Source organism: Arthrobacter saudimassiliensis (genome assembly GCF_059090665.1).
Map to the genome: position 1 here is coordinate 542730 of NZ_JBNHFX010000001.1, position 23820 is coordinate 566549.

The following is a 23820-nucleotide window of genomic DNA, read 5'->3' on the forward strand; positions in this document are numbered from 1 at the left end:
GTGGCCTCCGACCCGCCGGTCAGCGGGAGGCGGCGGCCGCTTCTTCCCGCGGCGTCTCCTCCACCGTGGCCTTCGGAGCGGTCACCAGCCGGGCACCCTCGACGTCGACATCGGGCAGGATGCGGTCCAGCCACTTCGGCAGCCACCAGGCCTTGTTCCCGAGCAGGTGCATGACGGCCGGGATGAAGGTCATGCGGATGACGAAGGCGTCCAGCAGCACGCCGAACGCCAGCGCGAAGCCGATCGGCCGCACCATGGTCAGGTGCGAGTAGATGAAGCCGGCAAACACCGACACCATGATGATGGCGGCCGCGGTCACCACGCGGGCTCCGTGGTCGAAGCCGGTGCGCACGGCCCTGCGGGCGTCCTCACCATGGGCGTAGGCCTCGCGCATCCCGGAGACCAGGAACATCTGGTAGTCCATGGCCAGCCCGAAGAGCACGCCGGTGAGGATGATCGGCAGGAAGCTCAGCACGGCGCTGGGATTCTGCACATCGAAGACCGGCCCCAGCCAGCCCCACTGGTAAATGGCGACGACGGCTCCGAAGCTGGCCATCAGTGAGAGCAGGAACCCGCCGGTGGCCAGCAGCGGCACCAGGATCGAGCGGAACACGAGCAGCAGCAGGACCAGCGAGAGCCCGACGACGATGGCCAGGTAAATCGGCATCGCCTCGGCGAGGCGGTCGGACAGGTCGATGTTGACGCCGGTCATGCCGGTGATCGCAACGTCGACGCCGGTGGCGTCCTTGATCTCGCCGTGCAGGTCGCGGATCTCGTGCACCACGTCCTCGGTGCTCTCCGCCGCCGGTCCGTCTTCAGGTACCAGCTGGAAGACGGAGAGGCTGCCGTCCTCGCTGATGTCGCCCGGGACCACCGTGCGTACGTTGTCGACCTCGCTCAGCCGCTCCGCGACGGTCAGCTGCACGTCGGTGCGTTCGGCGTCGTCCAGCCCGTCGGGCATGTAGCCGACCACGATGACCGCGCCGTTGACGCCTTCGCCGAACTTTTCGCCCAGCAGGTCGTACGCCTGGTAGGCGGTGGAGTCCACCGGCTCGGAGCCGCCGTCGGGCAGGCCGAGGCGCAGGTCCGAGGCAGGCAGTGCCATGGTGCCCAGCAGCAGCACGCTCAGGATCACGGTGATCACCGGGTGGTTTGTGACGAGGCGGCCCCAGCGGCGCGGGGTCTCGGCCCGCGCCGGAAGGCCGGCATCGTCGTCGCCGGCGGCCGGGGCGGCGGCGTCGGCTTCCGCCTTGGCCCAGGCGCGGCGGGAGACCAGGCGCCGCCCGGCGAAGCCGAGGAAGGCCGGGGTCAGGGTGAGTGCGACGGCGATCGCCAGCGCCACGGTTCCGGCGGCGGCGAGGCCCATGACGGTGAGGAAGGGCAGGCCGGGAACGGCCAGGGCGGCCAGCGCGATGACCACGGTCAGTCCGGCGAAGAGCACGGCGTTGCCGCTGGTGCCGGTGGCGCGGCCGGCCGATTCCTCCAGGTCCATGCCGGCCAGGATCTGGCCGCGGTGGCGGTTGATGATGAACAGCGAGTAGTCGATGCCGACGGCCAGGCCGAGCATCAGGGCCAGGATCGGCGACACGGAGGTCATCTCCACCACGCCGGTCAGGGCCATGGTGGCACCCACGCCGGCGATCACGCCGACCAGCGCCAGCAGCAGCGGCAGCCCCGCTGCCACCAGGGTGCCGAGCATGATCAGCAGGACGACGGCGGCCACGGCCACGCCGATGATCTCCGAGGGGCCGAACAGGGCGCTGACGTCTTCGGTGATCTCCTTGCTGAAGTACACGTTCAGGCCGGCGTCCTCGACCTGGGCGCCGACGGCCTGAACCTGCTCGCGCTGCTCGGGCGTCACGGAGTAGGAAGCGTCGGTGAACTGGATCGGGGCGTAGGCGGTGGTGTTGTCCTCGGAGACGAAGCTGACGCCCGAGGCGAGGTCCAGGGTGCGCCTGCCCTGCTCGTACTCCTCACGTCCGGCTTCCAGTTCCGCGCGGGCGGTGTCCAGCTGGGCCTTGGCGGACTCCAGCTGTGCCTGGCCCTGGCGGACCTGCTCCCGCACCGCTTCAGCCTGGGCTGCCTGCCCCGCTGCCGCCAGCTGGTCGGCCTGGGTGAGGGCGAGCTCCGACTGTGCCTGCGCCTGGGCTGCCTGCGCGTCGTACTGTGCCTGTCCGGCCTCGAGCTCGGCGGTTCCGGCCTCCAGCTGGGCCGAAGCCTGTTCGAGCTGGGCCCGGGACTGTTCCACCTGCTCTTCGGTGGTGAAGGGGTTGGTCACCGAAGCCATGAAGTCCTGTGCTTCAAGCTCCGCCAGGGTGTCGTTGACTGCCCGGCGCTCAGCGTCGGTGAAGCCGCCGTCGGAAACGCTCTCGAAGACGACCGTCCCGGTTCCGCCGGCGGCGGAGGGCACCTTCTCCTGGAGATCGTTGAGTGCGCTCTGGCTCTCGGTTCCCGGAATGGTGAAGTTGTTGCTCGTCGGCTTGCTGAAGGCGAGGAAGGAACCGCCCACTGCCAGCAGGATGACGAGCCAGGCGATGAGGAACCACCACCTGTTGCGGAAACTGAATTTGCCAAGCCGGTATAACAGGGAAGCCATCGTGTTCTTTCTGACTGTGGACGTATCGGTTAGTGGACCGGGTGCGAAAGCTGGTGGGGTGGGCCCGGACCGGCCGGGCCGGCGGCTCAGGGCCTGCGGGTGAACCCGTGACGCAGGAAGCCGACCGCTTCAACGAAGAGGGCTTCGAGTTCCGCGACGGATGCCGGCGTGATGGCGCCCTTGTTGCGGCGCTGCCATTCCTTGAAGGCGCTCCTGCCGCAGGCAAGCACGGAGCCCACCAGGCAGGAGATGTAGAACGGATCGGCGTCCTCGCCCAGCCGCTGCTTCACGGAGGTGACGATGCGCTGTTCGGCCCGGTCCCAGGTTTCGAGCTCATACCGCATCATTTCCGGGTTGGCCTGCGCCAGCGCATGCAGCTCTGCCATGACGGCGAGCTGTTCGGGGTCCTGCGGCCGGGTCAGGGCGTACAGCATGGAATCGACGATGTGCTCGTCATGCGGGCGGGTTTCGAAGCAGCCCAGCACCCCGGTGAGGAACTCATCCATGGAGACCGTGAGCGCGGCCTCGGCGCTGGGAAAGTAGTTGAAGAAGGTGCGGCGGGAGATCCCGGCGGACGCTGCGACGTCGTCAATGGTGAAGTTGCCGGGGCCGTGGCTGCGCACCAGCCCCAGCACGGCGCTGACGATGCCGCGGCGGGTGGCGGTCTTGTTCATGGCCCGCCGCGAGAGCGGGACTTCTCCTGGCTGTTCCACGGTCGCCTACACTACGTGCAAATTTGCACACCATGCAAGTCTGCCGCCGGGGCGGCCCGGTACAGGTGCGGCGCGGGCGGCGGAGCCACCGTCATGGCCCGCCGAACCGGAACCCAAACCATAAAGGCCCGCCCCGAAAGGACGGATCCTTTCGGGGCGGGCCGATGGCCGCCGCGGCCTTCAGCCGGCGGCGGGCTGCATTGAACCTAGCGGCCGGCTTCGGGCTGCGGGTGTGCCGGATCCATCGGGCGCTCGCCGCCGGACGTCTGGGTACCGGTGGCGCCGGGGGTGGTGGCCGAAGCGGGGCGGGCCGAGGCACCGCCCGAGCTCGACGAGCCGGAGGAGCTGGAAGTGCCGGAGGAGCCGGAGTTCGAGGACCCCGAGCCGCCGACGCTCTCCTTGGCCTGGCCGACGGCACCCTTGGCGCTTTCCTTGGCGGAGTCGACGGCGTCCTGCGCCTTCTCCTGCAGACCCGGAGCCTTCTCCTTGGCCCAGTCGGTCCCCTGCTGGACCGTGTCCTGGACCTTCGGGTCATTCCAAAGCTGCATCAGCTTCTCGCGTCCATCCTTCGAGCCGATGAGGTAGCCAACACCGATGCCGACGAGAAAAGTGACCTTCTTCATCATGGTTATCCTCATTCCCGCTCCCCCTGGGAGCATCCAGTGAATACCTTTCACGAGGCACAATACCGGGATCGGGAAAAAATAGAAAGCTTGCTTATATTGACTGCCTGCCGGCGGGTCCCCGCAGCCCGGGGAAACCGCCGGCAGCGCCCGCCGTGCAGGGTCAGGGATCCAGCAGCCGGGACCGGATCAGGAAGCGCTTGCCTTCCGGGGCCTCCACGGAGAAGCCGCTGCCCCGCCCGGTGACGACATCCACGGTCAGATGGGTGTGTTTCCAGTACTCAAACTGTTCCCGGGACATCCAGAATTCAAGCACCTCGCCGTCCAGGTCGAACACCCCCAGCAGCACGTCCGCTTCGGACGTGATGAAGTCTCCGGCCGGATAGCACATGGGCGATGACCCGTCGCAGCAGCCGCCTGACTGGTGGAACATCAGGGGGCCGTGCTGCCCGCGCAGCCGGCGCAGGAGCTCAAGCGCCGGCTGCGTGAGGGCCACCCGGGAACCGGCCTCCCCCGGCAGCGCGGGAGCGGCGGCAAGGACGGAAGCGGGGACGGCATCCATGGCGGCCTAGAAGAACCCGAGCTTGGTCTCGGCGTAGCTGACCAGCAGGTTCTTCGTCTGCTGGTAGTGGTCCAGCATCATCGCATGGTTTTCACGCCCGATGCCGGAGGACTTGTAGCCGCCGAAGGCCGAGTGCGCCGGGTAGGCGTGGTAGTTGTTCACCCAGACCCGGCCGGCCTGGATGTCGCGTCCGGCCCGGTAGGCGGTGTTGCCGCTGCGGGACCAGACGCCGGCGCCGAGCCCGTACAGGGTGTCGTTGGCTATGGCCAGGGCCTCGCCGTAGTCCGAGAACCGGGTCACCGAGACCACCGGGCCGAAGATCTCCTCCTGGAAGATGCGCATGGTGTTGCTGCCTTCGAAGACCGTGGGCTGGACGTAGAAGCCGCCCGCCAGGTCGCCGTCAAGGTGGGCACGCTCGCCGCCGGCCAGGACCTTGGCGCCCTCCTGCCTGCCGATGTCCAGGTAGGAAAGGATCTTCTCGAGCTGGTCGTTGGAGGCCTGGGCGCCGACCATCGTGTTGGTGTCCAGCGGGTTGCCCTGCACCATCTGTCCGGTCCGCGCCAGCGCGTCGGCGAGGAAGCTGTCGTAGATGGAGTCCTGGATCAGGGCCCGGGAGGGGCAGGTGCAGACCTCGCCCTGATTCAGGGCGAACATGTTGAACCCCTCGAGAGCCTTGTCGTAGAACGCATCATCCTCGGCGGCGACGTCGGCGAAGAAGATGTTCGGGCTCTTGCCGCCCAGCTCCAGGGTCACCGGGATGAGGTTCTGGCTTGCGTACTGCATGATGAGCCGGCCCGTGGTGGTCTCGCCGGTGAAGGCGATCTTCCGGATCCGGTTGGAGGAGGCCAGCGGCTTGCCGGCCTCGACGCCGAAGCCGTTGACGATGTTCAGCACCCCGGCCGGGAGCAGGTCCCCGATCAGCTCCGCCAGGACCAGGATCGACGTCGGCGTCTGCTCCGCAGGCTTCAGGACGACGGCGTTGCCGGCCGCGAGCGCGGGCGCCAGCTTCCAGGTGGCCATCAGCATCGGGAAGTTCCAGGGAATGATCTGCCCGACCACGCCGAGCGGCTCATGGAAGTGGTAGGAGGTGGTGTTGTCGTCGATCTGGGAAATCCCGCCCTCCTGGGCGCGGATCGCGCCGGCGAAGTAGCGGAAGTGGTCGACGGCGAGCGGCAGGTCCGCGGCCAGCACCTCACGGATCGGCTTGCCGTTGTCCCAGACCTCCGCGACGGCGAGCATCTCCAGGTTCTCCTCGATGCGGTCCGCGATCCGGTGCAGGATCAGCGCGCGTTCGGCCGGGGCGGTCTTGCCCCAGGACCCCGCAGCCTTGTGCGCGGCGTCGAGGGCCAGGTCGATGTCCTCGGAGGTGCCCCGGGCGACTTCGCAGAACGGCTGGCCGGTCACCGGCGTGACGTTCTCGAAGTACTGTCCCCGGACGGGGGCCACCCACTCGCCGCCGATCCAGTTCTCGTAGCGGGGCTTGAAGGAGACCTTGGCTCCTTCGGTGCCGGGCCGGGCGTAAACACTCATCTGGAAGCTCCTCGGGTCAGCGGCCGCCGCTCTGGGGCGGCCGCAGCGGGGCAACGCGCTGTCCGGCCGCGGAACCGGCGCTGCCTGCGGATGACTCAAGGGTAGGCCGGCGGACGTTGCATGCACGTTGCATCGCTCCGGGCCTAGGATGGGCGGCGCGGGACGCCCGGCCGGGCGCCCGGGCCTCTCCGGCGTCCTTCGCCGGAAAGCAGGAAGGAACCCCCGATGGACGCTGCCGGGCCTGATTCCGGACAGGTACCTGCCCGATACGTGAAGTACCGATGGTGGGGGTTGGTGGCGATCAGCCTGGGCGTGGCGACCATCATCATGGACGCCACGATCGTCTCGGTGGCGATCCCCGCCGTTGTCGGGGATCTTGGCATTTCCAGCACCGGGATTCAGTGGGTCCAGGAGATCTACACTCTGCTTTTCGCCGCGCTGCTGCTGACCTGGGGCCGGATCGCGGACCGGGTGGGCCGGCGGCGGATCATGCTGATCGGCGTCGCGCTCTTCGTCGCGGCCAGCCTGCTGTGTGCGCTGGCGGAGTCCGCCGGCGTGCTGATTGCCGGGCGGGCCCTGCAGGGCCTGGGCGGTTCGATGATCCTGCCCACCACGCTGGCGCTGCTGAACGCCAACTTCCACGGACGCGAGCGCGGCATCGCCTTCGCTGTCTGGGGCTCGACCATCGGCGGCATGGCGGCCGTGGGCCCGCTGCTGGGCGGCTGGCTGACCGAGCACGCCAGCTGGCGCTGGGCCTTCGGGATCAACCTGCCGGTGGGCGTGCTGGTGATCGCCGGACTGCTTTCGTTCGTGGCCGAGTCCTCGGAGTCCTCGCTCGGGCGGGACCAGCGGCTCGACGTCGGCGGCGCCCTGCTCTCGATCCTCGGCTTCGGTGCCCTGGTGTTCGGGCTGATCGAGGGGCGCAGCTTCGGGTGGTGGCGGCCCGCGGAGGACGCACCGTTCAGTATTGCCGGGTTTTCTCCGGTGCCCTGGGCCTTCCTGGTGGCCGCAGCGGCGCTGACCGTGTTCGTGCTCCGGGAACGCAGCCGCACGGCGGCCGGCAAGGGCGTGATCCTGGACCTGTCCCTGTTCCGGATCCCGTCCTTCGCCAACGGCAACGTCACGGCGCTGATCGTCAGCTTCGGGGAGTTCGGGCTGATCCTGTCCCTGCCGCTGTGGTTCCAGAACGTGCTGGGATTCTCCGCGTTCCAGGCCGGGCTGGCGCTGCTGCCGCTCGCCGTCGGCTCCTTCCTGGCCTCCGGCGCCGTGGCCGGGCTGTCCCGACGGCTCAGCCCGATCAGCGTGGTGCGGATCGGCCTCGGCCTCGAAGTGTTCGGCATCGCCGGGCTGGCGCTGTTGATCCGCCCGGACAGCAGCGCCTGGCTGACCTCTCCGTTCCTGTTCGTCTACGGGCTCGGCGTCGGGTTGGCGACGGCCCAGCTGACCTCCGTGATCCTGGCCGAGGTGCCCGTGGAGCGCAGCGGGCAGGGCTCGGCGACGCAGAGCACGGCCCGGCAGACCGGGTCGGCGCTGGGCATCGCGGTGCTTGGTACGGCGTTCTTCACCGCGCTGCGTGAGGGCACCCGGGAAGGCACCGAAGCCGCCGTGGCCTCCTCTCCGGGACTGGCGGAGGCGGTCAAGTCCGTGGATGCCAGCTCCGGGGGCACCATTGCCGGGCTGGCGGAGAACCCGGCGACGGCGGTCGTCGCCGACGCTGCCCGGGAAGCCATGACGAACGGAGCCTCCCTGGCGGGGTGGATAGCGGCGGGTGCGCTGCTGATCGGGCTGCTGACCAGCCTGCGGATCCGTCCGGTCACCGGCGCGCAGGCGCAGCCGCAGACAGGGACGGGCACGGGGGCCGGCACGGAGGCCGGCACGGAGGGCGGCACGGAGGGCGGAAGCAGTGAGGCGCCTTCGGCGAAGCCGAACGTGCGGGAGGCCGGGCGAAGCCGTTCAGCAGCAGGGGAAACCCGCGACTCGGGAACCTCCGGCTCCGGATAGGCCGCCCACCCTGCTCATCCACCGGTCAGGTGAGGTAGGTTGACGGGGCCGCCGCGTCCTCCCATGCATTGCCGGCCGCGGTCGCCGAACATGACATCCGTTGACTCGGGGGACAGATGGAATGGCAAGAAACGGGTTTGGTCCTGCTCGCCGCGTGCACGGTGCTGCTCCTGCCGGGCCTGGCCGTGTGCGCTGCGGCAGGCGCGAGGAGCATGGTCCTGCTGGGGTTGTCCGGACCTGTGTCGGTCAGCATCATCGGCCTGGGCGCCGTGCTCCTGGGGCTGCTGGACCGTCCGCTGACTCCGGGCGCCGTCGTCGTCGCCACTGGTGTTGCGGCCGTCCCCATCCTGGGGCTGAGGCTGGCAACCGCCGGACCTTCCGCGGTCTTCGCAGCGGCGCGTCCCACATGGGCCACGGCGGCCAAGGCCCTTGCCGCCGCCGCTGCATGCGGGTTCCTGGGGTCGCGGCTGCTGGAGGTCTTCCAGCGCCCCGACAGCATTTCCCAGACGCTGGACAACATCTTCCATCTCAACCTGGCCAAGTTTGTCCTGGACACCGGCAGCGGATCCTCGCTGGCTGCCGGGCAACTGACGGATCCGGGAGCCGAATTCAAGCCCTACCCTGCGGCCTGGCATGACGTCGTTGCCCTCGTTGCCGAGGCCTCCGGCGCTTCCGTGCCGGTCGCCGCGACGATCGTCAACCTGGTCATCGGGGCGGTCCTGTGGCCTTTCGCCGTCATGCTGCTCGGCACCGTCCTGGCCGGTGACCGGCCGGCTGTCTGGCTGCTGAGCGGGCTGCTGGCCGGCGCGTTCGCCGCGTTTCCCTACCTCATGGTCGATTTCGGCGTGCTGTACCCCAACTACCTCTCCCTCGCCCTGCTTCCGGCGCTGCTGGCCCTCCTGGTCAGCGGAACCCGCAAAGGTACTGCCGGGATCCGGCTCTCCTGGTTCCTGTTCCTGCTGGCGCTGCCCGGCCTGGGGCTTGCCCATCCCAGCTCCCTGGTGGCCCTTGCCGCCCTCAGCCTGCCGATGGGCGTGCGGGCGGTCGGCGCCGTTGCCGGGAGCCGGCGCTTCTCCCGACGGTCAGCCGCGGTGTGCACGGCGGCCGCGGTCGGGGCGGCCTACGGGGGCGTCGTCTACGCGGTGTGGGCCTTCCTCCGCCCGGAGATTGACGGCATCCGATGGGAAGCGCGGATGAACCCGGCGCAGGCGTTCGGTGAAGGCATCCTCAATGCCCCGCTGAGCTATCCCGTCCCGGTGCTGGTCGCGGTACTGACCGCCCTCGGCGTCGGGAGCGCCCTGCGTTCACGGCGGAACGGGTGGGTGATCGGAGTCCTGGGGATCGGCGTCGGCCTGTATACGGTGGCCATCGGCTTCCCCTGGTCCGACCTGCGCACCGCATTGGTGGGCAGCTGGTACAACGACCCGGTCCGTCTGGCCGCCCTCCTCCCGGCGGCGGCGACGGGCACGGTTATCCTGGGCGCCATGGCAGCCGTCGACGGGGCTGCGGCGCTGACCGGTGCCGCAGCCCGCGCCCTGCGTCGCGGTTCCAGGCCGCATCGGCTGCCGCCCGAGGAAACCGCGGAACCGGGGCCGGAGCAGCAGGCCGGCGGGTCGAAGGGGGCGGCACGGACGCCGGACCGCAGCGCGCCGGACCTGAAACCGTCCGGCCCTGCCGCGGGCGGTCGTGAACCTTTCGAGCATCCCGCGGCGCCCGCTCCTGCGGTTCCTGCGTCCCCGTCGTACTCTGCAGCCCGGGAGCCGGCTGCGGCGGGACGCCCGACGACGGGTGCAGTGACGACGGCGACGGAGTCGGCGTCGGCGTCGGCGTCGGCGTCAGCGTCAGGGGCGGTGACGGCGTCGGCGGCGGTGACGGCGTCGGCGGCGTCGGCACTCCCGGCGTCTGAGCTGCGCTGGGCAGCCGTCCAGCTGCAGACAGGGGAAGCGGTCCCTGCCAGGCCTCGGGAACACAGGCCCCCGGCCGGCCGTGCAAAGGCCCCCTTGGCACCACCGTCAGGAGGCCGGACCCCGCCGGGCCCGCGTTCCCGGCGGGGCCCGCGGCCCCTGCCCGGATCCGGTGCGGCGCTGCTGGTCGGCTTTCTCTGCGCCGGCGCCCTGGGCTGGGCGGCGAACGAATCCGCCGCCGTCGACCACGCGGTCCGTTCAGCGGCCCACAGCTATGACACGGAGGGCAACGGCCGGCTGCTGGACCGGGACGAGCAGACGCTGTTGTCCCGCCTCGGGCAGGCGGTGCCCGAAGACGCCGTGGTCGTCGGCAATCCGTGGACCGGGACGGCACTGGTCTACGCCCTCGCCGACAGGGCAGCGCTCACTCCGCACGTCTTCTGGACGGACACCGCAGATTCGTGGCTGATCCTGAATCATCTGGACGAGGCCGTGGCGGGAGGGGAAATCTGTGCCGCCGTCGAGCGCACCGGAGCCTACTACGCCCTCGACTTCGGCACGGCGGGGGTCCACGGCGAGGCTCCCGATCCGCCCGGTCTGGACAACCTGGCCGACAATCCCTCCGTGCAGCTCATCGACCAGGTCGGCCAGGCACGGTTGTATCGGGTGACGGCGTGCGGCGACGGGCCCTGACGCCGGGGACGGCCGCACGCCTGACAGTCCAGGCCCGCGTCTAGCCGAGTTCCTTCTCCAGCCGCTGCAGGCGGGCAACGACCGCGGCGCGGCGCGGCGAGTCCGGCGGCAGCAGGCGCAGGGCAACCGTCCACGCCTCGACGTCGTCGGCGGCCTCCTCCAGCTGCAGGTACTGAAGCAGCAGGTCCGGCGCCGCGTCGGAGAGCATGGACTCGCGCAGCACGGCGGAGACCTCTCCGCGCAGGGCCGCGATAGCCGGCGCCTCGGACCGCGGGAGGGCGGGCCCGGCGTAGATGTTCAACGCCAGCCGATGCGCACCGTGCTCAAGGTAGCTGAGTACCTGGCGGGCATCGACCACCAGCTCCCGCGGCAGCCGATACGGCCGCGACTGCGGGACGAGCCCGTCAGGCCCGTCGGCGGCACGTGCCAGCAGTGCACGCAGGCGCAGCATTTCCGCGCGGACGGTGGCCGGCGGCACGTCCTGGGCATACGCCATCGTGGCCAGCTCCTCAGCCGTCAGCCCCTGCGGATGCAGGGCGAGCAGCGTCAGGAGCTCCGCGTGCCGGCCGCTGACATTCAGCGACCGCCCGCCCACCGTCAGCAGCGCGTGGTCACGGCCCAGGATCTGCAGGCTGTCCCGGTACAGGCTCCGGCGCACCGACTCAAGCCGCCTGCGGCGGTGCCCCCGGCTGCGCACCCTGTGCTCCAGACGCTCAACCCGCAGATGGGACTGTGCCGCCGCGACAGTGGCCTCCACCAGCGAAAGGGTGTGCGGAGCCACTGCGTCCGCTCCCCCGGTGATATCGATGACGCCGATCACCGCACCCGAGTCCGGGTCCCGCACCGGCACCGCCGTGCAGCTCCAGGCATGCACCCGCCGGTTGAAATGTTCGGCGCCGCAGATCTGCATGGCCGTCCCCGCGGCCAGCGCCGCACCGGGCGCGCTGGTTCCAATCGACGGCTCGGACCAGTCCGTTCCCGGCATGAAGTACATGCCTTCGGCCCGCCGCCGGAGCGCGGCGTCGCCCTCCACCCACAGCAGCCGCCCATGCTGGTCCCCCACCGCGACCAGGACGCCGGTATCCGCCGCCGGTTCCACCAGCAGCCGCTGGATCACGGGCATCACCACGTGCAGCGGGTGCTCCCTGCGGTACTCGGCAAGCTCATCAGGCGCGAAGACGACGGCGGGGGTGTCGACGTCGGGATTCCGGGCGTAGGCGAGCGAACGCTGCCAGGACTCCCGGACAGCGGCCCGCAGCCCATCGGGCTGGGCATCGAAGGACGGCCAGGCGTGCACGGGCGATTTGTGTCTGTGTGGGCGGGCGTCCCCGTTGCCGTAGGCAGGCCCGTCGCCGGGGCCGGGGAAGGCGGACGGAGGGCTCACTGCCAGCAGGTCGTGGGCCCGTCGCGCCGCCCGGTCACGCTCTTGCGCGGTGCCCGCGCGCAGGGCACCCGCGCGCGTCTGTCCGCCGGCTGCAGTGTCCACCGCCCCGCCTATCTGCTCTGATAAGGAGACCGCTCCGGCAGTCGCCGGATGCTGCAGGCAACAGTACCGCGCGCCCCGGACAAGGACCATGGGTTGACGCCGGTCATATGACCGGCGTCAGCGGGCAGGCAGAGTCCTGCCCCCCACGCTGAGACGACGGGAGGCCGCAGCCTTCCGGCTGCGGCCTCCTGCGACGGTGCGTTTCGCTGCTACTCTCCGCGCGAAACCCGGATCATGTCCTCACGGTCGACGACCTTGACCCGCTCGCGGACCAGCTCGCCTAGGCCCGGATCGCCGTGCACGTAGGCGGCGCCGAGTTCCCGTTCATGGGCGTCGAGCTTCTTCCAGCCCTCCCAGGTGGTGTAGCGGACTCCGCGGTCCTCAAGCAGGTTGATGATGGCATCGGGGCTCGGCTCGGATGCCGCCGGCAGGTTCAGCCGGTCCTCCAGGAGGAACCCGATGGTCTCGAGGGCGTCGCCCTTGGTGTGGCCGATCAGGCCCACCGGTCCACGCTTGATCCAGCCGGTGGTGTAGATGCCCGGAACCGGGTTGCCTTCCTCGTCGATGACGCGGCCGCCCTGGTTGGGGATGACGCCGCGGCGCTCGTCAAAGCCGACCTCGGGCAGCTCGGATCCGAAGTAGCCGATGGCCCGGTAAACGGCCTGCACGGGATAATCCACGAACTCGCCGGTACCGCGGACGTTCCCGGTTCCGTCCAGCTCCGTGCGCTCGAACTTGATGCCGGCCACCTTGCCCGGGGTCGCGGCGTCGTCGTAAATCTCCACCGGGCTGTGCAGGAAGTGCAGGTGCAGCCGGCGGGACGCGCCGGTGTCCTGTTCCTCGGCCAGCCAGTTGGTCAGGGTGTTGACCATGGTCTTGGTCTGGTTGTTCGTGCGGATCTGCTCATCCGAGGCCTCGTCGAACTCGAAGTCCTCCGGGTACAGCACGATGTCGACGTCGCGGGAGTGCGAGAGTTCGCGCAGCTCCAGCGGGGTGAACTTCACCTGCGCCGGGCCGCGGCGGCCGAAGACGTGGACGTCGGTGACGGGCGACTTCTTCAGGCCCTCGTACACATTGGCCGGGATCTCGGTGGTCAGCAGATCATCCGCGTGCTTGGAAAGGATGCGGGCGACGTCGAGGGCCACGTTGCCGTTGCCGATGACGGCAACTTCCTTCGCATCAAGCGGCCACTCCCGCGACACGTCGGGGTGCCCGTCGTACCAGGACACGAAGTCTGCGCCGCCGTAGGATCCGTCGAGTTCCACGCCGGGCACGTCCAGCGGAGCGTCCTTGAGGGCACCGGTGGCGAAGATGACGGCGTCGTAGAAGTGCCGGAAGTCGGTGAGGGTCAGGTCCCGGCCGTAGTTGACGTTGCCGAGGAAGCGGATGTCACCGCGGTCCAGCACCTTGTGGAGGGCAGTCACGATGCCCTTGATCCGGGGGTGATCCGGCGCGACGCCGTAGCGGATCAGACCGTAGGGGGCGGGGTACTGGTCGAACAGGTCGATGCTGACCTCGAAGTCGCGCTCGGCCTTCGTGAGGATATCTGCGGCGTAGACTCCGGCGGGGCCAGCACCGATGATGGCAACTCGCAGGGGACGCTGCGAGAGGTCCGTGGCTGGGTTAGACACTGATAGTCCTTTTTCTCGGGGAAACCGCGGCGCGCGACAATAAGCGCACAGTTTCCTATTCTAAATGTCCGGACCTGCCCCCGTCTAAACGGCGGCCGCACCCAACCCGGGCCCGGAAACGGGAATAGCCGGACGCTCCCGGGCGTTGCCGCCGTCGTGCTTCCCACAGATGACAAAACCACGGCCCGGGCACCCCGCCTCTCCCCCAATGCGTCGGGGGTCCTGTTCGGCATCGGCGCCTACGGGCTGTGGGGCGTGCTGCCGCTCTACTTCCTCGCCGTGCAGCGTGCCGGCGCCGTGGAGATCGTCGCCAGCCGCGTGCTCTTCTCACTGGTGTTCTGCGTACTCCTGGTGACGGCCATGCGGAGCTGGCGGCCGCTGCTCGCAGCTGCCCGCAACCCGCGGACGGTAGCGGTTCTCGCCGGAGCCTCGGTGCTTATTGCCGCCAACTGGCTCACCTATTCGTGGGCGGTGCTGAACGAGCGGGCCGTCGAGGCTGCCCTCGGATACTTCATCAACCCCCTCGTCTCGGTGCTGCTCGGGGTGCTGCTGCTGAAGGAGAAGCTGCGTCCGCTCCAGTGGACTGCGATGGGGGTGGGCTTCATCGCAGTCCTGGTGCTCGCCGTCGCCTACGGATCCGTGCCGTGGGTGGCGCTGACGCTGGCCTTTAGCTTCGGTTTCTACGGGCTGGTGAAGAAACAGGTGGGAGGCCGGATCGACGCCGTCGCCAGCCTGACCATCGAGACGGCGGTCCTGACTCCCGTGGCCGCCGCGGTTCTGCTCTGGCTGGGCCTGACCGGCGGCGCCACGCTCCTGTCCGAGGGCCCGGCGCACTTCTGGCTGCTCGCCGCCTCCGGCGTGATCACTGCCGTTCCCCTCATCTTCTTCGGAGCCGCCGCCCGCCGGCTTCCCCTCTCCACGGTGGGCCTGTTGCAGTATCTGGCACCGACGCTGCAGTTCATCCTGGCGTTGGTCGTCTTCCAGGAACACATGCCTCCTGAGCGATGGGCCGGGTTCGGGCTCGTGTGGCTCGCGCTGGTGCTGCTGACGATCGACATGGTGGGAGCACCCGGGCGGGCCCGGAAGCTTCAGCGCGCGGTCGCCTGAGCGGCTGTTCAACCGCGGGCTTGCGCTGCGCGGCGGCGCAGCTGGGCGCCTCCACCCTGAATTACGCGACAGCAGCCTAAGCGGCCTGTCAGCCGCATGCATGAACCTCGCATAGTTGTCCGTTCCTCCACAGGCCATGCTCTGCCTGCGCCCCGACCCGGTCATCCCCAAGGCTGGCCGGTCCCCTGCCATCGCAGCCGACACAGCGGGATGCTCAGGACATGGTCTTTTCCGTCCAGCAGCACCCCGCCGAGGCAGCGGCACCTGCTCTTCGCCCGCCGTCGGCCCTTCCGTCCGCCGCCCTGCAGGAGCAGGCCCTTGAACTTGCCCGGGCGGCGCGGGAGCTGTGCGAGGAAGCAGCTGAAGGATGGCCGCTGCTGTCGCTGGATGACGCCGCAGGGTTCGCCGAGCACGTGGAGCAGCTCTCCCGGTCCGTGGACATGCTGCAGATGGCAGCCGCCGCTGCCCTCGACGGCGGGCGACCGGCGGACAACTATGGGCGCCCGAAGCGCTGGGGGCGTGGCGTCGGTGACGGTGAGGTGATCGGTGCCGACGGAGGGGAACGGGAGCAGCGGACCGATGGCGTGCGGGGCAGGTCGCGCGAGTTCCGCTCCACGGCGGACTTTATGCGGGCCAGGCTCCGGATCAGCCGGTCGGCGGCGAAGCGGCGGCTGGCCGCCGCAGCCGCGCTCTTCCCGCCGACCTCGACCACCGGCGAACCGCTCGCCTCACCCTGGCCCCGGCTGGCCGAGGCCTGCCGGACCACGGAAATCTCGGCATCAGGCGCGGCAACCGTCCTGCAGGCGCTCGACGAGGCACAGCCCCGTCTGGCTCCGGAAGCCCTTGCGGACATGGAGGCCCAGCTCACTGAGATCGCTGTCGGCCAGGACGAGGATTTCCTGCACCGTGCTGCCCGCTACTGGGTGGCTTTCCTGAACCAGGACCGGCCGCCGACTGAGCAGGAGCTGCAGCAGTTCCAGGGCATCTTTCCGGGCCGCCGCCGCAACGGGCTGAGCCACATGCACATCTATTGCACGGACGACCAGCATGAGGCCCTCCAGACGCTGATCAACAGCGCGGCAGGGGCTGGCCGACTGTCCGAGTCGCAGGAACCCGGCCTGCCCCGGATGACGCGGCCGCAGCTGCTGCTGGAAGGGCTCCTCAGCGGAGTGCGGGCCGGCCTCGCCTGCGGCGGCGTGCCCGCAGCAGGCGGGCTGCGACCGCAGGTGATGGTCACGATCAGTCATCGCTCACTGCTGGACGGCCTCACCACCCCCGTGCCGGAGGGTGGCGCAGGCCGAGCGTGGGCCGTGCGTCCGGAGGACGCCGCACCCCGGGAGGGTGCCGCGGCCTCAAAGAGCACCACCGCCACAGGCGCAGGCGCAGCCGCAGCGGCAGCGGCAGGTGCGCACGCAGGTGCTGCTTCGTCGCCCGGTAGCGTGTGCCCACCCGCGCACCCGTCCACAGCCGTGGCCCTGCATCCTGAACAGCACAGCCCACCCCCGCCCGGCGCGGGCGCCTTCTCCGGTCCGCTGCCGGTCTCCGCCATAAGGCGGCTGGCCTGCGATGCGGAGCTGATCCCGATTCTCCTGGGAACGGAAGGCCGGGTCCTGGATGTGGGCCGATCGGCCCGGCTGTTCCCTCCGCACCTTCGCAAAGCGCTGTATGCGCGAGACCGGGGGTGCACCTTCCCCGGCTGCACGGTTCCAGGGCCGTGGACGGAAGCGCATCACGTGACGTTCTGGGAGTCCGGCGGTTCGACGGCGCTCGAGAACGGCGCCCTGCTCTGTTCCTTCCACCATCACACGATTCATGACGGAAACTGGCGCGTCGTGATGCGCTCCGGGGTGCCATGGTTTATGCCGCCGCCCTACGTCGACCCGCAGCAGCGGCTGATGCGGAACCGGTATTTCCACGCCGGGGAGCGGGCCGGCAACTGAGCGGAATCACGAGGAGAAGCGAAGCTCCCGTGACCGTGTCCAGCCGTCGGGCCCAGGGCTTCCCGGTGAGGTGTTCTGCCGGTCGGGGCTGTCTGCCGAAAACATGGGGCAGGCGGACCACCGAAGTGATCCGCCTGCCCGCTCAGATGTCGGAAGCCTAGGCCTCGTCGACTGCACGCTTCTGCTGCCGAAGGATCAGGAGGATTCCCATCCCCCCGGCCACCAGCAGGGCGCCCAGCCCGCCAACCATCAGCTGTGCACGGGTGAGCCCGGTGTCGGCCAGGGTCGCAGGCCCTGAACCCGCCACGGCGCTGGCTGCCATGACGTTGACTGCGGCCTCGACCGTGATGGGCTGCCAACCAACCAGTTCCCCTTCCAGGTAGAGGGCGACCTTGTGCTCCCCGGCCGGAAGCTCTGCAGGGACGGCCAGTGCAAGGGTGCCCTGCTCATCAGCAGCGACGAGGCCCATATTGATCGGGTTTGAGTGCAGGAAGACCTGGTAGGTGGCGCCCGGGGTCAGCCCGGACAATGCCAGGCCGCTGCCGCGGGATTCGGCTCGGAAGTCTCCCCTGGTGGCGGGGGTCAGGGCAGCGGCATCGCTTGTCTCGAGCATGACGGGGATGCCCGGAGTGCTCGCCGTCGACGCCGCTCCGTTCACCTCGGCGACTGCAGGCTCCTCGGCCGGTCCCTCCCCGTCAGTGCCTGTAGCTTCAGAGCCTGCAGCGGGATCGGTCTCGTCGGTGTGTTCCGCCTCGGATGCGCTGGCCGGAGACGTCGTGGCGGGTGCCGGTTCGGGAGCGGCACCAGGCTCAGGGGCGACAGGCTCGGAAGCGGTCTGGATGGTGGCAGCTTCCTCAGCCGCCTTCCGCTCAGCCTCAACCCGGGCAGCTTCCTCAGCCGCCTTCCGCTCAGCCTCAACCCGGGCAGCCTCCTCAGCGGCCTTCCGCTCAGCCTCAACCCGGGCAGCCTCCTCAGCGGCCTTCCGCTCAGCCTCAACCCGGGCAGCCTCGTCTGTCGCTGCCTTATCTGTTGCAGCCTGATCTGCGGCTTCGTTCCGCCCGGCCTCAGCGCGGGCCGCCTCCTGCTCCGCGTGCTCTGCTGCAGCCTTGCGCTCCGCCTCCACGCGGGCGGCCTCCTCGGCAGCCTTGCGCTCTGCCTCCACGCGCTCTGCCTCCACGCGCTCCGCTTCCTTGCGCTCCGCTTCCTTGCGCTCGGCTTCCTTGCGCTCTGCCTCCACGCGCTCCGCTTCCTTGCGCTCGGCTTCAATGCGGGCCGCTGTTCCCTCGTACTGCCCGAAGTTGGCCGTCGCGAGATACGCGCCCTTGTTGGGCCCCGAGGTCAGCTGAACCACTGCAATCCCGATGTCAGTGTCCGCGCCGCGGAGCATATTGGCCCGATGCGGAGCAGAACCGGCCCACCATTGGAAGGACTGGTCCGCGCTCATGCTCCAGGCGATGTTCTCCGAATAGGACAGCGCGCCGGCCGGATACTCGTTCATGAAGTTCGGGTTGTGCATGAAGCTTCCCGCGCCGTGGACATTGGCAACGGCGGCGGAGTGCTCCGTCCATGCACCGGCGACACCCGCCAGGCCCTCATTCCAGGCCAGCGGAGGCAGCGCATGCTGGGCACGGTAATCATTGATCAGAGTGTGGATGCGGTTGGCCGCCTGATGATCCGCTGCGCTGGCCGGAGCCATTGGCAGGGCCGTCACAGTAGCCACCAAGGTGACGGCAAGGGCGGCGAGCACGCTGAGAAGCGTCTTGATTCGCATAAACGACAAACCTTCATATATGAGACCCCGGCTGATCAGCCGGCGCTGGTTCCACGCAGCTACCCCAGAAGCTGCCCGCTCGGAAGGAAGGCCCAAGCGACCTAGTGAATGTATCGCAGCAGCACATGAGTCACAACAGCCACATCATTCGCAGCATGGAGCACCGTCCAGGCTGCCCACGGCCGGGGACGTATTTAAGCCACGGAAGGCCGGGATGCTCTGCGGGCATCCCGGCCTTCCGTCATCCGGTCATCCGTCGTGGATGCTGCGCTTAGACGTTGGCGCGGATGGCGGCTTCCAGAACGTCCAGACCGTCCTGGAGCAGCTCGTCGGAAATGACCAGCGGCGGAAGCAGCCGGATGACGTTTCCGTACGTGCCGCAGGTGAGGATGATGACGCCCTGCTCGAGGCAGTCAGCGGCGATCTTCTTCGTCAGCTCCGCGTCCGGGGTCTTGCTGCCCGGCTTGGTGAACTCAAGGGCAAGCATGGCGCCGCGGCCGCGCACGTCGCCGATCACGCCGGTTTCCTCGGCAACAGCGCGGAAGCGCGGCAGCACCGCGGCTTCAATGGCCTTTGCGCGGCCGGCCAGGTCCTGCTCCTTCATGGTGTCCATGGCAGCCAGGGCAGCTGCGCACGCCACCGGGTTGCCGCCGTAGGTGCCGCCCAGGCCGCCGGGGTGAACGGCGTCGAGCAGCTCGGCGCGGCCGGTGACGGCCGAGATCGGCATGCCGCCGCCGATGCCCTTGGCCATGGTCATCAGGTCGGGCACCACGCCTTCATGCTGGACGGCGAACCACTCGCCGGTGCGGCAGAATCCGGACTGCACCTCGTCGGCGATGAACACCACGCCGTTTTCCCGGGCCCACTCCGCAAGGCGGGGCAGGAAACCCTCCGCGGGGACGATGAACCCGCCCTCGCCCTGGATCGGCTCGATCAGGATGGCGGCCAGCTGGTCGGCCCCGATCTGCTTTTCGATTGCGAGGATCGCCCGGTCGGCGGCTTCCCGGCCGGTGATCTCGGGGTTCTCCTCGCGGAAGGGGTAGCTCATCGGCATCCGGTAGACCTCGGACGCGAACGGACCGAAGCCGGTCTTGTACGGCATGGCCTTGGCGGTCAGCGCCATCGTCAGGTTGGTGCGGCCGTGGTACGCGTGGTCGAAGGCGACGACGGCGTTGCGGCCGGTCGCGACGCGGGCGATCTTCACCGCGTTCTCGACGGCCTCGGCGCCGGAATTGAACAGCACGGTCCGCTTCTCGTGGTCACCGGGGGTGAGCTCGGCCAGGCGCTCCGCAACGGCGATGTAGCCCTCGTACGGGGTGACCATGAAGCAGGTGTGCGTAAACCGGGCCACCTGTTCCTGGACCGCGGCGACGACGGCCGGATCGGATCCGCCGACGCTGGTCACGGCGATGCCGGACCCGAGGTCGATGAAGGAGTTGCCGTCCACGTCGACGATGACGCCGCCGTCGGCGTCGGCCGCGTACACGGGAACGGAGGAGGCAACGCCCTTGGCGACGACGGCGGAACGGCGGTTGTTGAGCTCAACGGACTTGGGGCCCGGGAACGTTCCGGTGATGTTCCGCTTCTGCTCCAGCCGGTATTCGGGCCGGATTGCCTGAGTGCTCATGGTGCTGCCTTTCGTTGATGCGAGTCTGCGTGCTGCTCTGCGCGCCCGGACACTTTCCCCCAATGAAGCGGAAGGCCCGGGGCGGAACCGGGATTATGGGCTGGCGCCCGGCGCATCCGTCCCCGCGGAGTCCGGCTTCTGCCATTTTCCCAAGGTACGTGCAGACGGGAGCGTCACCTACATACATTCGCACAACGACACCGAGCCGTTGCAGTGCACCCGCCCAGATGCTCCCTAAGATGAACTGCATGGCGTTGTCTCTGTCCGGCCTGCTGGCCGCACCTCATCTTGAGCTGGTCCTGCGCGGCGCCGCACCGGCCTCGGAGGATCCGATTCAGTGGGTGGCGGTGACTGAGCTGGAGGACCCGGCGCCCTTCCTGGGCGGCGGAGAGGTTGTGCTGACCACCGGGCTGCGGCATCGCACGCGTTCGGCGCAGGTGCGCTTTGTCGACAGCGTCTTCAAGGCAGGAGCCCTGGCCATCGGTTTTGGCACCGGCCTCAGCCATGCCAAGGTCCCGGCACCCCTGCTGGAGCAGGCCGACGCGTTGAAGCTGCCGGTGTTCGAGGTTCCTTATCAGACGCCGTTCGTCGCCCTGGGCCGCATGGTGGCCCAGGCGCAGGCCGCCGAACACGTTGACCACCTCGAGGGCCTGCTGCGCTCCCACCAGACCCTGGCCGGAGCCCTGCTGAGCGGCCGCGGCCTCTCCGGCCTGCTCGGGGAACTGGCCCGGCTGCTCGACAGCTCGGTAACCCTCCACCAGTACGGCGCCCAGGTCCTCGCCTTCAACCACGACCGTCGCCCGGCGCCCGGGGAAACGCAGGACGGCTGGCACCGGCTTCCCGTCGCCACCGGCATGCGGGACCGCTGCACCCTCGCAATCGCCGAACCCTACCGCCAGCCCGAGATCGTGGCGTATGCGCAGAGCCTCATCAGCGTCGAGCTGAGCAACCTGGCCCGACGGCGCGCCCGCGACCGCGCCGTCACTGGCCAGCTGCTGGCCGACGTCGGCGACGGACGCCTCGCCGGCCGGGAGGCAGCGCTCCGCCTTGCCGCCGCAGGCCTCGGCGGGGAGGAACCACGGGCCCTGCTGCTGGCCGACGTGGGCCCGGACAAGTCACGGCTGCTTCCATCCCTGCCGCTGCCCGCCGCCTTTGTGGACGCGGTCACTGCCGTCGTGGATTCGCGGCTGGTGGTCATCGTCCCTGCCGGCAGGGAGCCGCATCAGCTCGCGGAGGACCTGGGCGATTACCTTGACGGTGCGGGCCTGCCCGCCCGGATCGGCGTCGGCGGCGGGTTTGTCGATCCGGCGGGCCTGCGCTGGAGCTACTTCGCCGCGCGGGAAGCCCTGGCACATGGCGGGCGGGTCAACGAAGCGGACCGGCTGAGCCTTGCCTCCCTGCTCATGACGGCGAGGGACGTTCCCCTGTCTGCGCTGGCCGAGGAAACGCTGCAGCCGGTGCTCCGCTTCGATGAGGAGCATGGCGCGGGGCTGCTCGACACCCTGCAGCAGTACCTGGACCTCAACGGCTCCACCGCCGCAGTCGCCGAAGCCCTGTCGCTGCACCGCAACACCGTCCGGTACCGCCTGGCCCAGATCCGCGAGCTGACCGGATATGACCCGGCCAGGACCGCCGACCGCGTCCACCTGTTCCTGGCCCTGCGGGTCCACGGCCTCTCCGGCTAGCCGGCAGCCGGCAGGGCAGGCAGAGCCTGCGGCCGGCAGGGCGGCAGAGCAGCGGAGCGTCGGCCCGGAGCGCCGCTGCCGGGGCCGATTCAGGTCCACGTTGTGCGCTGCGCCCGCCCCTCCTTACGCTGTAGGGATGCACACTCCGCCCGTTGAGCCGGTGATGACCTATCGCTGGCGTGGAACCGACGACCCGTCCCGGCTGGACAGCGCCGTCGTTTCCTTCAGGGAGAGTGAGCTCGCCGCCTCGGGAACCTCCGACTGCGACGGCTATCGGCTGCGCTGGTCACTCCGGACGGATACGGGATGGGTGACCCGCCGGATGCGCGTCGACGTCCAGGGAGACGGGTGGGCGCGGAGCCTGGAACTGAGCCGCAGCGCCTTTGGCCGCTGGACGGCCGAGGTCGATGAGGAGGGCACCCCGGATCTGCCCCCGGCCGGCATCGACGACCCCACGGCATTGGACAACGCCCAGGACGTCGACCTGGGCCTGTGCCCGCTCACCAACACCATGCCGATGCTTCGCCTCGACCTGCTGGGCGACTCTGCGCCGGCCGACGACACCAAGCTGACGATGGCCTGGATTGAAGTCCCCAGCCTGCGCGTGGTCGCCAGCGAACAGGTGTACACCCAGGTCAAGCCGTGGACCGAAGACCGCGGACACGCTCTCGTGCTCTTCAGTTCAACCGCTTCCGGCTTCACCACGGAGCTGCCCGTGGACCGGCACGGCGTGGTCCTCGACTACCCCGGGCTGGCCCGGCGCACGACGCCGGCTCCCGCGGGTTCGCCGCTGAAGGGCGCCGGGCTCTTCGCGTAGGGCCGGCCGCTCCGAAAGCCGGGCGGAGTTCCCGGCGGGCAGGAGCCGCAGCCGGCTCAACGACCCGTCAGAAGCTCCGATGCCCCGCGGCTAGGATGGAAGTACAGCACCATCAACTTTGGAGACCGACCCATGAGCGATATGTTCCTCGACAAGTTCCGTGACCTGGTCCCCAAGTATCTGGAGGACCAGTGGCGGGCGGAGGACGGCATTCCCGCCCCTGAACTGGACGGCATCCTCGCGGAGCGCGAGCTGTGGATCCCACTGGTCCTTCGCGAGTTCTACCTCGCCATCGGCGGCTGCGATGACCTGATGGAGGCCTACCACTTCTTCTGGGACCCCGATGAGCTGGAGATCGAGGACGGCTACCTGCTGTTCCTCGAAGACGAGGATGAGAAGTTCGTCTGGGGGTTCCGTGCGGACCAGCTGGATGTCCCGGACCCCATCGTGTGGCGCAGGAACAACGTCCGGGGCACCTGGAAGTCCGAGGAAGGGACCTTCAGCGAGTTCGTCTTCGACATGTTCAACTGGATTTTCGAGGAAGCGGACGAACTCTGAGCGCCGGACACATTCAGCGGACCACCCCGGCTGGCTGGACCAGCCATGCGCCGGAGGGCTACGAATGTCCCTTCTGCGACCTTGCCTCCGGCGAATTCAGGTTCGCCAGCAACCTCTGCGAGCCGGGCGACCTCGTCTACTCCGATGACCTGGTGCTGGCTTTCATCGCCTCCCACGGATTCGACCCGCACCCGGGCCACGTCCTGGTGACGCCGCGGGAACACTACGAGCTGCTCTACGAGCTTCCCGACGACGTGGCCTCCCGGATCATGCTCCTCACCCGGGACATCGCCGTCGCCATCAAACGCGCCTGGGAGCCGGACGGCGTGACCACGCGCCAGCACAACGAGCCGGCGGGAAGCCAGCATGTCTGGCACTACCACCAGCATGTCCTGCCGCGCTGGAACGGCGACGGGCTCTACTTCACGCCGAAGCGTCCGATCGTGCCGCCGGCGGTCCGCGCCGTCAAGGCCGCCGAGCTGCGGGCCGCCCTCTCCGGCGGACACTGATCCGCACCTGCCGGTCCGGCAGCTGCTGATCCGGCAGCTGCTGATCCGCGGATCCGCCGGTGATGTG

General features: G+C 69.4%; 17 protein-coding genes. 8 read left to right on the top strand and 9 right to left on the bottom strand.

What is annotated here, in order from left to right; translation table 11 throughout:
- Positions 1-19: 19 nt before the first annotated feature.
- The 5 genes from AC5RV6_RS02505 to adh all read right to left on the bottom strand — a co-directional run bounded on the left by AC5RV6_RS02505 (position 20) and on the right by adh (position 6024).
- Positions 20-2596 (bottom strand): MMPL family transporter, encoded by a 2577-nt coding sequence (locus AC5RV6_RS02505; protein ID WP_494005699.1) that lies wholly within the window; start codon positions 2594-2596, stop codon positions 20-22.
- Between the two features lie 86 nt (positions 2597-2682).
- A complete protein-coding gene (locus AC5RV6_RS02510; protein WP_494005700.1) occupies positions 2683-3309 on the bottom strand; it encodes a TetR family transcriptional regulator in 627 nt (208 codons plus the stop codon).
- Between the two features lie 206 nt (positions 3310-3515).
- Entirely contained in the window at positions 3516-3947 is a 432-nt protein-coding gene (locus AC5RV6_RS02515; RefSeq protein ID WP_494005701.1) for a YtxH domain-containing protein, read from the bottom strand.
- Between the two features lie 148 nt (positions 3948-4095).
- Positions 4096-4494, bottom strand: a complete 399-nt coding sequence (locus AC5RV6_RS02520) for a DUF779 domain-containing protein (protein WP_494005702.1) — start codon at positions 4492-4494, stop codon at positions 4096-4098.
- A 6-nt stretch (positions 4495-4500) separates the two neighbouring features.
- The gene (gene adh, locus AC5RV6_RS02525; RefSeq protein WP_494005703.1) at positions 4501-6024 is read right to left on the bottom strand and encodes an aldehyde dehydrogenase; all 1524 of its coding nucleotides are present in this window, start codon (positions 6022-6024) and stop codon (positions 4501-4503) included.
- A 225-nt stretch (positions 6025-6249) separates the two neighbouring features.
- Between adh and AC5RV6_RS02530 the strand changes: the two genes are divergently transcribed.
- Both AC5RV6_RS02530 and AC5RV6_RS02535 read left to right on the top strand, forming a co-directional pair.
- Positions 6250-8025, top strand: a complete 1776-nt coding sequence (locus AC5RV6_RS02530) for a DHA2 family efflux MFS transporter permease subunit (protein ID WP_494005704.1) — start codon at positions 6250-6252, stop codon at positions 8023-8025.
- Positions 8026-8141: 116 nt separating this feature from the next.
- Positions 8142-10622 (top strand): DUF6541 family protein, encoded by a 2481-nt coding sequence (locus AC5RV6_RS02535; RefSeq protein ID WP_494005705.1) that lies wholly within the window; start codon positions 8142-8144, stop codon positions 10620-10622.
- 40 nt (positions 10623-10662) lie between these two features.
- On the opposite strand, the gene AC5RV6_RS02540 is transcribed toward AC5RV6_RS02535, so the two are convergent.
- On the bottom strand, positions 10663-11919 hold the full coding sequence (locus AC5RV6_RS02540) for a GAF domain-containing protein (RefSeq protein WP_494005706.1): 1257 nt from the start codon (positions 11917-11919) through the stop codon (positions 10663-10665).
- A 398-nt stretch (positions 11920-12317) separates the two neighbouring features.
- Entirely contained in the window at positions 12318-13739 is a 1422-nt protein-coding gene (locus AC5RV6_RS02545) for an FAD-dependent oxidoreductase (RefSeq protein WP_494005707.1), read from the bottom strand.
- A 156-nt stretch (positions 13740-13895) separates the two neighbouring features.
- Between AC5RV6_RS02545 and rarD the strand changes: the two genes are divergently transcribed.
- Together rarD and AC5RV6_RS02555 are read left to right on the top strand one after the other, a co-directional pair.
- On the top strand, positions 13896-14846 hold the full coding sequence (gene rarD, locus AC5RV6_RS02550; RefSeq protein WP_494005708.1) for an EamA family transporter RarD: 951 nt from the start codon (positions 13896-13898) through the stop codon (positions 14844-14846).
- Positions 14847-15067: 221 nt separating this feature from the next.
- Positions 15068-16786 carry an HNH endonuclease signature motif containing protein gene (locus AC5RV6_RS02555; RefSeq protein WP_494005709.1) on the top strand — a complete coding sequence of 573 codons (1719 nt, stop codon included), beginning with the start codon at positions 15068-15070 and terminating at the stop codon, positions 16784-16786.
- A gap of 157 nt (positions 16787-16943) precedes the next feature.
- On the opposite strand, the gene AC5RV6_RS02560 is transcribed toward AC5RV6_RS02555, so the two are convergent.
- A complete protein-coding gene (locus AC5RV6_RS02560; RefSeq protein ID WP_494005710.1) occupies positions 16944-18557 on the bottom strand; it encodes a CAP domain-containing protein in 1614 nt (537 codons plus the stop codon).
- A gap of 271 nt (positions 18558-18828) precedes the next feature.
- Positions 18829-20184, bottom strand: coding sequence for a 4-aminobutyrate--2-oxoglutarate transaminase (gene gabT, locus AC5RV6_RS02565; RefSeq protein ID WP_494005711.1), 1356 nt, complete (start codon positions 20182-20184; stop codon positions 18829-18831).
- A 248-nt stretch (positions 20185-20432) separates the two neighbouring features.
- Between gabT and AC5RV6_RS02570 the strand changes: the two genes are divergently transcribed.
- The 4 genes from AC5RV6_RS02570 to AC5RV6_RS02585 all read left to right on the top strand — a co-directional run bounded on the left by AC5RV6_RS02570 (position 20433) and on the right by AC5RV6_RS02585 (position 23753).
- Positions 20433-21869 (top strand): PucR family transcriptional regulator, encoded by a 1437-nt coding sequence (locus tag AC5RV6_RS02570; RefSeq protein ID WP_494005712.1) that lies wholly within the window; start codon positions 20433-20435, stop codon positions 21867-21869.
- A gap of 136 nt (positions 21870-22005) precedes the next feature.
- On the top strand, positions 22006-22686 hold the full coding sequence (locus tag AC5RV6_RS02575) for a putative glycolipid-binding domain-containing protein (RefSeq protein WP_494005713.1): 681 nt from the start codon (positions 22006-22008) through the stop codon (positions 22684-22686).
- A 132-nt stretch (positions 22687-22818) separates the two neighbouring features.
- Positions 22819-23244, top strand: coding sequence for a hypothetical protein (locus AC5RV6_RS02580; protein WP_494005714.1), 426 nt, complete (start codon positions 22819-22821; stop codon positions 23242-23244).
- Entirely contained in the window at positions 23136-23753 is a 618-nt protein-coding gene (locus tag AC5RV6_RS02585) for an HIT family protein (protein WP_494005715.1), read from the top strand. The genes AC5RV6_RS02580 and AC5RV6_RS02585 overlap by 109 nt, the downstream gene beginning before the upstream one ends.
- The last annotated feature ends 67 nt before the right edge of the window (positions 23754-23820 follow it).